Raw genomic sequence first — 15,657 nt, forward strand, 5'->3', positions numbered from 1 at the left:
AACTCCTTTATCTCCTTCTGGCATAGTAATTGTGTAGCCAGGATAAACATTCGTTTCTTTAGCAATTTTAATCACATTTTCAATCGGTAACATTCCTTTATTACTGTAAACTGATTCTGAAACTGGAATATTCTCAGCAGCCCATGGTGTCTTAGCAATCTCTTTATTCAATTTCTTCGATTGAATACTACCATCATATAAGTGTATTGGTGCATTCGAAAGCTTTGCTTTTGCAACAAAAGAATTTAATCGTTCTCCAAAAGAACTAGCCCATGGTAAACCTGATAATACTAGAATTAATAAGATACTTGTCATCCAAAAACCCGTACTTGCATGTAGGTCTCGCCAAAAAACACGTGAACCTTTTCTCATACGAATGCGAAGAATACTTAAGAATGATTGCTTATTACGTGGAAAGTATAAATATAACCCTGTTGCCAATAGTATAATTGCCCATGAAGCTGATAGTTCAACAAGGTTGTCACCGATCTTCCCAACCATTATTTCACCATGTAATTTAACAATAATCTCCATTAACCGTTTATCGTTTAGTAATTCACCTAATACTTTCCCTGTGTATGGGTTTACAAAAACTGTGTAGCTAACATCAGCTTTTGAAACTCCAATTTCTGTTGCGCGTTTCGGATCTTTAACATCTGTAAAAGAAGTAATCGCATCGTTTGGATACTTATCCTTTACAGCTTTTAACTGTAAGCTTGGCGTAATCTCTTTACTACCTTTTTCCACATAATATAGATTTTTATCTAGCATCGGTTCTACATATGGTCTAAATAAATAGATTGCTCCAGTAACTGCTAATAAAATTTCCTCCATAAAAATGCCATCTCCAAATTGCTTTATAAAGAGATGTCTTTTTTGAAGAAACTTGTTCAGTTTGAACTGAATTTAGTTGTGTATTTATCTCCATTTGGTTTTACCTCTCAATAATTTTTATCTACTTGTGAAAGTATAAAATCCAATTGTGATAAATTAATGAAGTTTTAATGATTTTTTTATGTTATTATTTTTTTTTTTGGTAAAAATTTATCATATTCTTTAAAAAAAAACAGAGTATCTTTTTTATAGATTCTCTGTTTCAGTTAAACCTTTTTGAACAACTATTTTACCCTTCTAATTTGAACAACCATATTTTGAATAATAAAACCGACCATTAGTATAATTACTAATACCAAAGTGATTGTCGCACCTGGTGGTGTTCCCAACGTGTATGAAGATGCTAAACCTACAAACATACCACAAATTGCAGTTAATACTGCTAATAAGAGAACCCATTTAAATCCTTTCGCAATTCGAATTGCAAATGCAGCAGGAAGTACAAGTAGTGCGGAAACAAGCAATACTCCAATTGTTGGAATTATTGCTGAAACGACAACACCTGTCAATATACTAAACGATAAGGATAATACATTTGTATTTACCCCACTTGTATAAGCAGTGTCTTCATCAAAAGTCATTAAGAATAAAGGTCTTTTTAACAGAAAGAAATAAAGTAATACTCCAATCGTCACACCAATCATCAAATAGACTTGTTTTTGAGTAACAGTGACAATTGATCCAAATAAGTATTGTTCTACATTAGTTGTCATTCCTCCAGCACTAATACTCATTAAAAATAGAGCAAGTGACAATCCTGCTGCCATTAGGATTGCAATCGATACTTCTGAATACGAAAGATAGGCTCTTCTCATATATTCAATTGCAATTGCTCCTATGACCACAACTAACATACTGGATAGTGTTAAATCAGCATGAATGAAAAATCCAATTGCTACACCAGCAAGTGATATATGAGAAAGTGTATCTGCCATTAAAGCTTGTCTTCGTAACACTAAAAATACACCTAATATTGGTGCAATTACAGCGATTAATCCACCAACGCAAAATGCCCGTTGCATGAATTCAAGGTTAAGCATCTCCATTCGCCATGTTCTCCTTTCTCTAGATGTATGATTTTATCAAGATATTGTTCAACTTCCCCTTTTTCATGAGTCACCATAACAACTGTTCGATTATGCTTTCTAACTTGATGATTCAAAAATTGATAAAAGCTTTCTCTACTTTCTTTATCCATTCCAGTAGTGGGTTCATCTAGAACTAATAAATTAGGTTCAGAAGCTAATACACGTGCAATACAAATTTTTTGTTTTTGTCCTCCAGATAATGAACCAATTTTATAATATCGATAATCCCACATACCTACCATTACTAGTGCATTCTTAATTACGTCGTGATCTGTTTTATTCATTTTTTCGAACCATTTTTTTTGATTAAATCTACCTGATTTCACCAATTCAATTACAGTACTTGGAAACCCTACATTAAACGAAGCGATTTGTTGTGGCACGTATCCAATTTTTATCGGCTGATTACTTGCATTTTTATTAATTTGAACTTCACCACTCCATGGTTTTAATAAACCGAGCATTAGCTTTAAAAGTGTCGATTTAGATGCACCATTTTGACCTGTAATTCCAATAAATTCTCCTTTATTTACTTCAAAACTTACATTATCTATTACGGAAGTATGATGATAACCAAATTTGACATTTTTTAAGTGGATTAAACTCATCTTTTCATTTCCTTTCTTAATTAAGTAAAAGCGTGACACTAAGTAGGAACACGCTTTTTACATAATTATTATTTATTTTCTAATACTTTTTTTAATATTTGTAAGTTGTTCTCCATAACGCTTATATAATCAATTCCCTGTTTTTGTTCTTCTTCGCTTAAACCTTCAAGTGTATTTAAGACAGCTGTTTTTGCCCCAATTTCATTTGCTAGAGTATTCGCTACTTTAGGTGAAGCAACTTCCTCGAAGAAGATTGTATTAATATCGTGACTTTTTGCAAATTGTTTAAGTTCCGCCAGTCTTGATGGACTTGGCTCATTCGATGGAGATAAGCCAGCAATTGGAACTTGAACTAAGCCATATTGCTTTGCTAAGTATCCAAAAGCTGCGTGCTGTGTAATAATCTCTTTATTTTTCATATTCATTAGTGTTGTTCGATATTGAGCATCTAGTGCTTGTAACTTCTTAATATAGTCATCGCTATTTATTTTATATTCCTCTTTATGTGCTGGATCAATGTTAATTAGAGCTTTTGTTATATTTTGAACTTCTTTCTGAGCTAAAACTGGGCTTAACCATACATGTGGATCCATTTGTTCTGAATTTTTGTTTGTACTATCTTCTTCTTCATTTTCTGTTCCTTTAATCAGAGGTATTCCGCTACTTGCTTCAATAAAAGAAGATTTTTTGTTGTCTAAACTTTTTTCAATGTTTGGAACCCATGTTTCCATATATGGACTATTGTAGATAAATAAATCAGCATTCTGAATAGATCCAACATCCCTTGGTGTTGGTTCCCATTCGTGAGGTTCAATTGATGATGGAATTAATAGTTTAATATCCGCATTTTCTTTTGCAACATTTTTTGTAAATTCATAAACAGGATAAAAAGTAGTAACTATTTTAATTTTTTTAGGTTCATTTTCTTTTGATTTATTAGAAGTAGAAATCGAATTAGATGAACATCCTGCTAATAAAAAGAGTGAAATACTAATTGTTAATAACGATTTTAATTTTATATTTTTTATATCACTAAACAGTAAAATGTATATTTGACTGTTTGTGCACCGCCCTTCTAGCTATTTTAAAATTTATTCTTTTTTGTTAAACGTAATAATTACGATTTATTAAGTAAAAATAGATACTCACCTAATACTAAGCAAGTATAGTACGCTTAATAATAAAACGAAACTATTACGTTTTCAATGTTTTTCTGATTAAAAATGAATTAAACTTTCCTAATCAAAATAAACATATGGATCTTTTAGTGGTTTTATTTCTGCTATTTTATCTAATTGAATAATCGGTTTATAAAATTTTCCGTTCTTCACTTTTTGAATTGTACCAGTTACGTTTACCCACTGATCATTTTTAAATGCTGAAACCGATTCTCCTTTTACCATCAATCCAAACACTTGAGCATCAGCTACGCAACAAGTAATAGCGAAACGCGATACATAAATCTGATTTTTTCTTGTTTGCTTATCACGATATACAAAACCATTAAAAGATATTTTTTTACCTACATATTGATCTACACTATCCTGTACATCTGAAATAATATGCCCATACATCGAATCATCAACTTTTATAAATTTCGAACCATCATTTTTTACCTTTATTTTTTTGGATTGTTGTTTTACTATATTTTCGCTATAAGAAATACTTCTCTTTGAAGCAATACTTGCTCCAAGAACATTTGTTGAAAATAAGCTACTTGTTATGACAGGAATACTGATTAAAATAACTAAACTTAAAGTCCTATTTTTTTGATTTGAGCAACAATTACATGATGTATGATGTTCTTTTAGCAATTCAAAGAAGTGAATTAATCCAATAATGATACATGCAACTAAAGTTATGATTGTGAATTTCACCATCTTTGGTGCAATGAAATAGTGAATATCTCCTGAAACTAAAAGCTTCAAAAGCATTAGAACAATCCCGAAGAAAAACACAGAGCGTAATCGATTTTGAAAAGAAGACATTTATTCACCTCACCAATATAAATTCCAAATAGACGTCACAATAAATACGACACTTGCAGTTAAGAAAATATAAAAAAACACAAACCTTTTCTTGAAATATGCAAACATCATAAATGTATTTTTCAAATCAATCATAGCTCCAAATATTAGGAACGCTAGAATAGATTTCACATGAAATGTGCTTGAAAAAGATGCAGCTATAAATGCATCAGACCCAGAACATAAAGATAAGAAATATCCTAATCCCATCATAACCACGCTTGATAGATTCGTATGATTTGCTAGATGTATTAACACACTTCGGTCAAGAAAAGTCTGAAAAACACTTGTGATTAATCCACCGATAATTAAAAATTTGCATGTTGAGAAAAATTCACTGCTAATGTGAGAAATGACTTCACTTAATCGACTTGTTTTTGAATGAATATGTTTATGGTTCTCGTTCTTTTCCAATGTTTCTAATAGCACATTTTTATTTCGATAAAATAATAAAGTGAAAAAACCGATGAGTAGAACGACTATAAATGCTAACCCTAGCCTTAAAAATGCCATTTGAGAATTCGATTGAAATGCATAGTAGGTTGACGTAAATACAATTGGATTTATAATTGGCACACTACTTAGAAAAACAATCCCAATATACGCAGGCATACCTTTTTTTAACAAAGATCTGACAATCGGTACAATACCACATTCACATATAGGCATGATCATTCCAATTAAAGCAACAGGAATAAATGCCAATAGTGCATTTTTAGGAAGAATCTTACTAATCGTCTCTGGTTTTACAAAAACATGAATAATTGAAGAAACAATGATTCCAATTAATACAAATGGAAGGGCTTCTAAAAATAAACTAATAAATATCGTGTTCATATTTAATAGTTCTTTAGGTACTTTATGAAATAAAGACGATAAATTCGTAAAATCAATAAATACATAACAAAATAAATAACAAAATAGAACCAACAAAATTATTACTTCTTGTCCAACTTTCCGTACCATACATCACCTCAAATAGTTTTTTATAGTGAAATATATTCTATACGAAACAGACATATGCTCGTCCAACCATTAAAAATCAATAAGTTTTATCTAACGTAAACTTATTTTTCTAGTTTAATAGTAGGTTCATATTTAAGCTTGGACAAAGGCTGGCATAGGATCATTAAATTCATTCCAATTTGATTCCATTTCTTCTTCTGTTAACAAACATTTATCAAGTGACCCCTCAATCTCTATTTGTTTCATGTCGATTCCAATTAGGACAAGTTCTGTCATTCGATCACCAAAATTATCATCCCATTTTTTGTCTAACAGTGGATCTTCTCTTCTCAATTCGTCTTGCTCCGATTTTGGTAATGTAGCAATCCATTCCCCAGCTCCTTGAATTGTAATGGTGGATCCAGCTTGTGATAGCATTCCTACAAAATCATTTCTAGTTGCTAACCAAAAGAATCCTTTGGCTCTTACAATGTCCACTGACCAATTTTCTAACCATGAGAATAATCGTGCTGGATGAAATGGTATTTTACGGCGATAGACAAATGAACTAATACCATACTCTTCCGATTCGGGAATATGTTCTTCATTTAATTCCTTAATCCAACCTGCTGCTTGGCTAGCTCTATCGAAGTCAAAAAGATTTGTATTTAGTACAGAATTTAAATCGATCTTCGAAAATATTGCAGGTATAATTTTTGCTTGTGTATTAATTTTCTTAAGAAATGCTGTTAATTCTTTTACATCGCGTTTTTCTAAAAGGTCAATTTTATTTAATATAATAACATCAGCAAATTCAACTTGTTCAAGAAGCAAATCTGCAATTTCACGTATATCTGTTTCATCAGTTCCTTGTTTACGATCTAATAATGTTTCCCCTGAAGAATAGTCCTCCCAAAAACGATTTGCATCTACAACTGTCACCATAGTATCTAAGCGAGTTTTTTTAGTTAAATCAACTCCAAGCTCCTCATCCACATAAGTGAATGTTTGTGCGACTGGAATTGGTTCACTTATACCAGAAGACTCAATTACTATGTAGTCAATTCCTCCATCATCTACTAATCTTTCAACTTCTTTCATCAGGTCATCCCTTAACGTACAACAAATACACCCATTTTGCATCTCCACTAACTTTTCTTCTGTACGTGAAAAACCTCCATTTTTTACAAGTTGAGCATCTACATTTATTTCACTCATGTCATTTACAATAACAGCAACTTTTAATCCTTGTCGATTTGTCAAAATATGATTTAATAAAGTTGTTTTACCTGATCCTAAAAATCCACTTAAAACTGTTATAGGCACTCTCATATTTATTCCTCCTAATTAAATTTAAGTTAAAACGTAATTATTACGAATTAAACTTTGTTAAACAATTATAAATCGGATTAATTACGTTTTGCAATATTTAATTATTAAATATTTAACAAAACTATCATTATTCAAATACGTTGAGGCATAATCGAGATTCCAATCGATCAGATTAGGATTACTAAATAATAATAAAATAAAGATTGATATTCTTTTTTCTAATATTCATTTGATTAATTAGATAAGTAAAATTTTCTAATTAAGTAAAGGATATTTAATGAGTAGTTAAAATTAAAATACTAGCTATTTAAGGAGGTATTGTGTTTGCCTAAGCGTTTAGTAATATTCCTTTTCACTTTATTATTTTTGTTATTATCTCCAGTTTTAAATGCTCATGCTTTGATTGTATATGAAGTAAAATCGGGGGATACCTTGAACAAAATATCTAAACAATACAAATTAAATACAAAAAGTTTTGCAAATATGAATGGATTAGATCGCAATGATAAACTTGTAATTGGACAATCTTTAATAATTCCTGGGTCTACTTATTATGTGAAACAAGGAGAAACATTATGGGATATTGCATTTCGTCATTCAATAAATATTAATTATTTGAAAACTAAAAATCATATGACTAGCGATGTCGTAATTCCAGGCCAAAAATTATTTATTCCTTCTTCTCCTAAAATTACAATTTGGACAGGTTCTTACTTAATTCCTAAAAATCAAAAAACTAATAAATGGATGATTGATTATTATAAAAAGTCACTGACAAGTATTTTTATATTTGAATTTCACCCAACTTCACAAGGGAAATTAATTAAAGTAAAAGAAAATCAGTCTACTCAGATAGCTTGGAAAAATCACATTCTTCCGTACGCTACATTAACGAATATTAGTAAAAAAGGTTTCGATCCAAAACTAGTGCATTCATTACTTAGTAATACAGCAATGCGAAAAAAGTTAGTAACTAACATCTATACTCTTTTAGACAAAAATGACTACAAAGGAATAATGATAGATTTTGAATCACTAAACCCTGAAGATCGGAATAACCTTAATTTATTTATAAAAGCATTATCTGAGAAACTTCATCGTTCTAAAATGGAAGTTTTAATGGCGATGCCACCAAAGGAAGCGGATCATATTCCTCAATTTTATGATGCTTATGATTATCACACTCTTGGTAAATATGTTGATAAGATGTTTTTAATGACATATAACTGGCATTGGCCGAACAGTCCCTCAGGTCCAATTGCTCCATTAAATGAAGTGAGAAAAACGTTAAATTATGTTGTAACCGTTGTACCCAAATCAAAATTATTATTAGGAATTCCTCAGTATGCCTACGATTGGCCCGTTACTGGTGAAAAACGAAAAGGTGTCGCATATTCCACTCAAAATGCAATTAAAATGTATAAAAAATATGAAAGTGAAGTCTATTTTGATCGGGAAACATTATCACCAGCATTTCGTTACACTGATAAAGATGGAATTATCCATGACGTTTGGTTTGAAGATGCTCGAAGTTTACTAGCAAAATTTCACCTTGTAAAAGAATATGCTTTAGGAGGATTGGGGTGTTGGCATCTAGGTATTACTGCGCCTCAGACTGAACAATTAGTAATAAATCAATTTAAAATTAAATAAAAAATTAACAGCCAATTTTTAAATGATTGGCTGTTTTTTCTCCTCTATTACCTTATATTCTTATCTATTGATTTTTACTATTTTAAATAATCAATCATCCCATCAACTATTGAACTTGTTATATTTTTTTGAAATTCTCTTGAAGCCATTCGTGCTTCATCAATTGAATTTGAAATGTATCCAAGTTCCAATAAGATTGCAGGTCGAGAATTTTCTCTTAATACATAGTAATCACCTGAACTTACTCCACGATCTCGTGCATCCAATCCATTTTTAAAAATAAAATCATGTATTAATGCTGCTAATGGCTCGTCCGATTTTTTATAATAATAACTTGTTATCCCTTCAACTTCATTTGTAAAAAAGGCATCAAAATGAATACTAACAAATAAATCTGCATTGTTTTCTTCAGCAATTTTCACACGATCCGCAAGTGGTACTTTCACGTCATCGTTACGGGTTAATATTACCTTAGCCCCAGTTCGTTTACTTAATTCATTTTGTATATTTTTGACCATTACTAATGTTACATCTTTTTCATTCGTTCCATTTTGACCACTTGCACCTATGTCTTCTCCACCATGTCCTGCATCAATTACAATTGTTTTACCAGTTAATATCTTTTCAGAAGATGAATTTCCTTTATTTCTATTTTCAGTTGATGCGTGAGCTGAGTATTCTTTATTTATTGTTATTCCATTATCTTTAAGTTTGATAAAAAACATTACCGTTATAATTGATATGATTAAAAATAAGAAGTTTCTTATCTTCCTATTTTTCTTTTGATTCATAGAAATCCCCCCTAGTTTCAAACTATCTTTTAGATATTTAAGTCTAATAGTTGCTAGAAAGATGAAATGAAGATTAAAATTTTAAAGACGTCGATCATTCCAAAAATTTAGTGAAAAATGTTCGTTCGGGTTATATACCTTAAATGCATACCCTTTTGCTCTTAAAAAACTAATAATTTCTGGTAGTGCATCCAATGTTGCTTGTTTTTCGTGTAGTAAAATAACCTCCTTATTTTTAGTTGCTTGCTTCTTCACTTCATTAACAACTGTCGAAGCGTTAGCATTGTTCTCCCAATCATGTGTATCTACATTCCAATCCCAAATTTTCAATCCTGCGTTAACCGAATCATTACGAAGTTTTAAACTCAAACCTGGTCTCGATCCATAAGGAGCACGAACTAGTCGAGTGTTTTCACCTGTCACATGATTAATAATTGATAATGTTTGTTCCATTTCTGAAACAAAAAAACCTTGTTTATAAAGTCGATGATATTTATGGGTCATACTATGAGCGCCAATGTAATTCCCTTCATGAGCCACTCTTTTTACTTCTTTTTGATGGTTATTTACGTTTTTTCCAATCATAAAGAAAGTCGCATTTATTTTTTCCCTGTTAAGTACATCAAGTATTTGGTTAGTCAGCGTACTCGGACCATCATCAAATGTCAGATAGACTACTTTTTTCTGATCTAGTTTAATTTGTTGCTCGTTATTTGATTGATTGATTTTATTTTGTTGCTCTTGAAAGTTGAGCTTTTGACTAGTTTCTTTTGGTTTATTTAGTTTCCCGACCTCTGATTTCTTAGCAGTTGATTGTTTGACACTGTTTGTAGAGGTCTTTATTTGTACCTGTTCGCTTTCAGCACTTTTTGCAACATTTTCAACAGCAAATCCTTTAAATTTACCTACTAAATGGTAAATGAAGAATAATAGTAATACTGCACATAAACTTAAAATTGCTTTTTTTAACATCCTTTTTCTCTTTCTTTTACGGGATTTCATCTTTCTTTCACCGCACTCTCCACTCCTTGAATATCTTTACAATAAAAATAAAGGTTCCAAATAAAGATGAGATTAAGTTGAGATTAAGTATTAATGAAGAATGATAAAAGTTGACAAAAAAGGATCAAAATTCTGCTTGTTACTATTTCTGGATAAAAAAAGAGACCATTTTATTGGTCTCCTAGAATTCTCTTTATCCTTCTACTCGTTTAAATAGGTCATTACTTTGTTCTGTATAATTTCTGCCACACTTTCCGCAGATTTTTGACCATCAAAAAAGCTTGGCGTTTCCTCTGAGAGAATTTTTTGAACCTTCTCATTCCATCTTACTTCTGTGTTCGCTTCAGCAATCATCTGTTTAAGTGGTTGAAGCGACTCTTCTGTTACCGTTATCGGTCCGCCTTTGCCACCATTACCTTTTGTATTTTCTGCCTTTCCATCTATTACATCGGCAAATACCTTCTCATTTGCTTCAATATTCACAGTGAACATATCCCTTACTGATTGACTTTGTATTTCATAAGAAAGTAAAAATTTCAAGTAATCCCATGCTTCCATTTTGACAGTGGAATTTACATTCATCGCATATCGATCATATCCACTGAAGGTAACACCTGATTCTTTTTCAGAAGAATGTGGAAATTCGTAAATGGACGTATTATTATTGTTATAAATAGCTGAACGCATTGCATAGTCGCTTGGAGAATAGATTGCTGAGCTTGTAAAATACGTTTTTGTTGGTTCGGTCGGTTGAGTCGATAAAACGCCATCATCATACATTTTTTTTACTTGCTTGAGTAAATCAATAAATAACGAAGAATCAAATTTGGCTTCTTTTTTCTCCAAATCAACAAGTCGGTCGTAGTTTTCATCTGAGAAAACCAAAGGATTTAGGATACCTAAAGGTGAAACGTTCATCACAGTCTCAAGTCTCCCTTTCGTTTTTAGCTGTTTGCTTATTTCTGTAAATCTAGTCCAAGTCCAATTTTGGCTGTCATCTATTTGGACGCCTGATTTCGAAATTGCCTCCTTATTTCCAAATAAAGCACCTAATGAAAAATGCGTTGGTAAAATGTAAAGTCCACCATTTATTTTAGAATGTTCAAGAATGTTCATGTAATATTGACTTTTGTCAAAAGACGTATCGATATCAATGTATTGATTAAGATCAACAAAGGCATTTTTATCAATGTATCGATCAATCGGCAAACTTTGGTCGTTCAAGATGAATAAATCCGCACCTTTTCCAGATAGCACTTCTGTTGTCGTCTGATTCACGTATTTCTCAAGTTCAAGAAGAGACATTCCGCCACCGCCCGAAGCAAAGCTTTTCAGTTTAATCGTGATATTTGGATGTTTTTTTTCATATTCCTTCGCAGCCAATTCAAAGTCCGGAAATTTACCCATGACTGAGATCGTAATTGTTTTTTTCTCATCCTTGCTTACCTTTGACGAAAGATCTTCTCGATTCATGACATTCACGGTGTCTTTATCACTATTCTTATCGTTATTTTGTTGGGTGTTATTACTTTCCTTACTTTGTGTTTTTCCAATACTACAACCAACTAAACTAAACATTACGATTAAACTCATCATTAAAGCTACTATTCTTTTCATTTTTTCATCTCCATTTCACTTATTAAGTTAAAGTAAGAATAAACTCTTCAAATAAAGATGAAATGAAGATGAAATCAAGTTTTTTAAAAGATTGATAAAAATTTTAACATAATAAAAGGTCGGTTAATTCTAGGAGCGTTGGCTTGAAATAAAAAGTCGCCCTTTAACTAGGGCGATCCAATTAAATATTCCAAACATATTTTTACTTATTTTTATTTAAGCAAAAGTAAAATAATACGCCATCCGATGTATTCATGACCCCGTATTGCGCACCATGTAATTCTAATATATTTTTCGAAATGGCAAGTCCTAACCCAGTACTTCCTTCTGAACGATGTCGGGACGTATCACCACGATAGAAACGTTCCCAAATCCTTTCTAATTGGTCCTTTGGAATATGTGAGCCCTTATTTTCCACGCATACTTTCACTTGTTCATCTTCAATTGTCGTTGAGATATAAATATGTTCATGAACAGGGGTATAACGGATTGCGTTTGTAATATAGTTCGTAATGACTTGTTCAATTCGATGTTGATTAGCGAATACTTCAATTGATGCTAAGTCTTTATGAACTGTTAGTTCCTTTTTCTCAATTTCTACAGATAATTGATTACAAACATAATCAATTACTATATCAATAAAAAAGGGTTCCATTTTCATTTTATACGTTCCAGACTCGTATTTTGCTAGTTCAAGCATATCAACGATTAATAGATCCATCTTGTCGACTTCTTTTTCCATCGCTTCAAAATAGTAATCCTTCTTATGACTCGCAACACCGTCTTTTAGTATCGATATACAGCTTTTCATAATACTGAGTGGTGTCTTCAATTCATGCGAAACACCTGAAATGAACTCTTTTCTTGTATTTTCTAATTGTTTTTCTTTCTCAATATCTTGTTTTAATTGTGTAATATGAGAATGTAAAGTATTCGAAAGCAAATTAATATTTTGTGATAAATCACCAATCTCGTCTTTCGAATGATATTCAATTCGTTCTGAAAAATCTAAATGTGCAATTTTGCTAGTTGTATCGTTTATTCTTAATAAAGGTCTTGCAATTTTGAGTGAATAGTAAATTGACGCCAAAATTGTAAGAAGTAAAACGAATGCTATGATATAAACAAAATAATCTTTTACCATTTGAACAGCTTCATCTACTGGTTGTAAGGAAGCCATCGAAAAAATATAATTTGTTTCACCATTTTTATCTTTAATCGGATCGATAAACAATTTATATTTAATTCCATTTTGTTCATAATCAAGCGTTTTGAAAGTTGTGTATTGGTTTTTTTCATCAAACAAAAGACTTGTTTGGAATTCATTAATACGATCCATTAATAAACTATTACTATATATGATGCTTGAGACATCATTACGATTAGGAACACGTACATCTTGTATGTTTCCCTTTGTTCGGTTGATTCGATAATTAGTGACATATTTTTGGGTTAATTCTACTTTCTCTTTTAAATTGAAATGTTGATTAGTAGGCTTTAATTCTTTTTCAATGTTTGTCCAAATATATTGATTTATCCAATATGAATTATTCTGTACTGAATATAGATAGAATGGGATCATTCTATTGTTTTTTTCAACAGTATATATATCCACACTATCACCTTTTGAAATCGAAAGCGTATCTTTTAAAAAATCTTCAGCTTTAAAAAAATGATATAAAGGAACTCTTAAAAAATGATATGAACTTTTATCTTCTACTATTTTAATTTCCGCATAATAATCATTTGCTGTTTTTATATTTCCATTGTGATCTAATGTAGTAATCCATGTATTTTGAGCACGATAAAAGTCTTGCTCTAATTGCTGGATTGTTTGAACATTACCTTCGCTTTTTAGGTATTGTTTCTCAAATGATTTGATACTTGATTTTAGATCATTTACTTTTCGATTTGCATAGTATTGTTTAAAAAAGATAGTTTGACCAATATAAATAGATCCAGTGATAAGCAAACACAAAGTTGTTGTTAATAAAAATAGTTTTAAGACTATACCGAATTTCATAGGGTTTCCTCAAATTTATATCCGGTTCGAATGATCGTTGAAATCAGTTTTGATTTACTGCCTAATTTTGCACGTAAATTACGTATATGTGTATTAATTGTTCGATCATCCCCATTGTAGTCATAACCCCAAACCTTTTGCACTAGTTGTTCCCTGGTAATCACAATCCCATGATTTTGCATTAAATAAGTTAATATTTCAAATTCAGTATGGGTTAAATTGATAAAGACTCCATCTACTTTGACTTTCCTAGAAGAAAAATCGACTGAGATACCATTTTTGGTTAATGTTTCGTTTGAAGGCTCATTTATTTTATATCGACTTTCAAGCAAACGTTTAACTCTGGCAAGCAAAATTGGTGGACTATAAGGCTTTGTAACGTAGTCATCGGCTCCTAACTCAAACCCAAGCAGTGTATCATCTTCATCAACCCGTGCTGTTAACATGATGATAGGAACATTGGAAGTCTTTCGAATTCTTCTACAAACTGCCCACCCATCAACCTTTGGTAACATGATATCAAGAATAATGAGATGAAAATCTTGTACTTGAAATAACTCTAATGCTTGTTCACCATCAATCGCTTCAATTACTTCATGACCTTCATTTACTAAATAATCTTTTACGATTTCACGTAAAATTGTTTCATCTTCTACTATTAATATTTTATATGGCATGATCTATCCACGCTCACTTTCTATGCTCTCCCATACTACTATTTTATCCAACAAGGAATTTTCTTAAATAGTCATGGATCCATTAATCTTTTGCTCCTGATAATTGAATTCCTTTGATTAAATATTTTTTTGCGAATCCAAAAATCAATAACATTGGTGCCATATAAAGAATTGATGCTGCGAAACCAACCCCTCTTGTATCTTGGATGATTTGAGATAAATAAAGTGATAATGGATATTTTGATGGATTATCTAGAAAAATAAGTGGTTGTTCGACCATGTTCCAATAATCGGCGAATAATAACACAACTAGCGCTGCAAGTCCTGGTCGAATAAGTGGTAAAATGATCTTAATAAAAATTGCAAAATGACCAGCCCCATCTATTTTTGCAGCTTCGATATATGAATAAGGTATCGTCATGACGAATTGTCTGAGCATAAACACACCAAACGCACCAAATATTCCAGGGAAAATGATGGCTCCAAAACTATTTAAGATCCCTAATTGATCCGCAATAAGATAATTCGGTACAAGTGTTACTTGAAAAGGCATCAACATAGTAATCATATACACTAAAAATAATGCGTCTCTTCCTTTGAACTTTAGTTTTCCAAAGACATATGCAGCAAGCGATGCAACGATCAGCTGACCTAATATGATTGGGAAGACCATTAGGACGGAATTCCCATAAAATTTCATATTTGATTGTTCTTTATCAATGAATGATTGTTTCTTGTCAAAGAAGACCTTATATTGTTCAAACGAAAATTGTTTAGGAATCAACTTCAAATGCACGAACGAATCTTTGTGTCCTGTATTATTATCTTGTTGAACTCCATTTTCTGAAGGATAATGACCGAGCATTTCATTTTCTGTCATAAAAGAATTTGAAAACGTAAAAACGACTGGAAAAATCATCATTATTGACATAATTAATAAAAAAAAGGTTAAAATCCATTTGCGAATTAAACTATTGAATTTCATCCTGTTCACCTCTCA

At 31.4% G+C, this 15,657-nt stretch carries 14 protein-coding genes; 1 reads left to right on the forward strand and 13 read right to left on the reverse strand.

The genetic code is table 11. The annotated features are described in order from the left end of the window. The 7 genes from B6K90_RS16925 to B6K90_RS16955 form a co-directional block, all read right to left on the reverse strand. Positions 1-834, reverse strand: an 834-nt coding sequence (locus B6K90_RS16925; protein ID WP_139840750.1) for a PepSY-associated TM helix domain-containing protein, incomplete at its 3' end; no start/stop codon positions are given. A 284-nt stretch (positions 835-1,118) separates the two neighbouring features. After that, on the reverse strand, positions 1,119-1,940 hold the full coding sequence (locus B6K90_RS16930) for a metal ABC transporter permease (RefSeq protein ID WP_088013943.1): 822 nt from the start codon (positions 1,938-1,940) through the stop codon (positions 1,119-1,121). After that, positions 1,886-2,590 (reverse strand): metal ABC transporter ATP-binding protein, encoded by a 705-nt coding sequence (locus B6K90_RS16935; RefSeq protein WP_088013944.1) that lies wholly within the window; start codon positions 2,588-2,590, stop codon positions 1,886-1,888. Before B6K90_RS16935 ends, B6K90_RS16930 begins: the two co-directional genes overlap by 55 nt. 68 nt (positions 2,591-2,658) lie before the next feature. Then, the gene (locus B6K90_RS16940) at positions 2,659-3,609 is read right to left on the reverse strand and encodes a metal ABC transporter substrate-binding protein (protein WP_088013945.1); all 951 of its coding nucleotides are present in this window, start codon (positions 3,607-3,609) and stop codon (positions 2,659-2,661) included. 219 nt (positions 3,610-3,828) lie between these two features. Beyond that, positions 3,829-4,578 carry a TIGR03943 family putative permease subunit gene (locus B6K90_RS16945; RefSeq protein ID WP_088013946.1) on the reverse strand — a complete coding sequence of 250 codons (750 nt, stop codon included), beginning with the start codon at positions 4,576-4,578 and terminating at the stop codon, positions 3,829-3,831. A 9-nt stretch (positions 4,579-4,587) separates the two neighbouring features. Next, entirely contained in the window at positions 4,588-5,583 is a 996-nt protein-coding gene (locus B6K90_RS16950) for a permease (protein WP_088013947.1), read from the reverse strand. 132 nt (positions 5,584-5,715) lie between these two features. After that, positions 5,716-6,894 (reverse strand): GTP-binding protein, encoded by a 1,179-nt coding sequence (locus B6K90_RS16955; protein ID WP_088013948.1) that lies wholly within the window; start codon positions 6,892-6,894, stop codon positions 5,716-5,718. Positions 6,895-7,218: 324 nt separating this feature from the next. On the opposite strand from B6K90_RS16955, the gene B6K90_RS16960 reads away from it, so the two are divergent. Beyond that, positions 7,219-8,547 (forward strand): glycosyl hydrolase family 18 protein, encoded by a 1,329-nt coding sequence (locus tag B6K90_RS16960; protein ID WP_088013949.1) that lies wholly within the window; start codon positions 7,219-7,221, stop codon positions 8,545-8,547. A gap of 77 nt (positions 8,548-8,624) precedes the next feature. Here B6K90_RS16960 and B6K90_RS16965 read toward each other — a convergent pair whose 3' ends face one another. The 6 genes from B6K90_RS16965 to B6K90_RS16990 form a co-directional block, all read right to left on the reverse strand. Next, positions 8,625-9,338 (reverse strand): N-acetylmuramoyl-L-alanine amidase family protein, encoded by a 714-nt coding sequence (locus B6K90_RS16965; RefSeq protein WP_235821827.1) that lies wholly within the window; start codon positions 9,336-9,338, stop codon positions 8,625-8,627. 81 nt (positions 9,339-9,419) lie between these two features. Next, on the reverse strand, positions 9,420-10,310 hold the full coding sequence (locus B6K90_RS16970; protein WP_235821828.1) for a polysaccharide deacetylase family protein: 891 nt from the start codon (positions 10,308-10,310) through the stop codon (positions 9,420-9,422). A 231-nt stretch (positions 10,311-10,541) separates the two neighbouring features. Continuing rightward, on the reverse strand, positions 10,542-11,957 hold the full coding sequence (locus B6K90_RS16975; RefSeq protein ID WP_088013951.1) for an ABC transporter substrate-binding protein: 1,416 nt from the start codon (positions 11,955-11,957) through the stop codon (positions 10,542-10,544). A 202-nt stretch (positions 11,958-12,159) separates the two neighbouring features. Continuing rightward, entirely contained in the window at positions 12,160-13,980 is a 1,821-nt protein-coding gene (locus B6K90_RS16980; protein ID WP_088013952.1) for a sensor histidine kinase, read from the reverse strand. Next, positions 13,977-14,657, reverse strand: a complete 681-nt coding sequence (locus B6K90_RS16985; RefSeq protein WP_088013953.1) for a response regulator transcription factor — start codon at positions 14,655-14,657, stop codon at positions 13,977-13,979. The genes B6K90_RS16980 and B6K90_RS16985 overlap by 4 nt, the downstream gene beginning before the upstream one ends. 82 nt (positions 14,658-14,739) lie before the next feature. Continuing rightward, on the reverse strand, positions 14,740-15,642 hold the full coding sequence (locus B6K90_RS16990) for a carbohydrate ABC transporter permease (RefSeq protein WP_088013954.1): 903 nt from the start codon (positions 15,640-15,642) through the stop codon (positions 14,740-14,742). Between the last annotated feature and the right edge of the window lie 15 nt (positions 15,643-15,657).

Origin of the sequence: Gottfriedia acidiceleris (genome assembly GCF_002128425.1) — a bacterium.
Lineage (GTDB): Bacteria > Bacillota > Bacilli > Bacillales > Bacillaceae_G > Gottfriedia > Gottfriedia acidiceleris.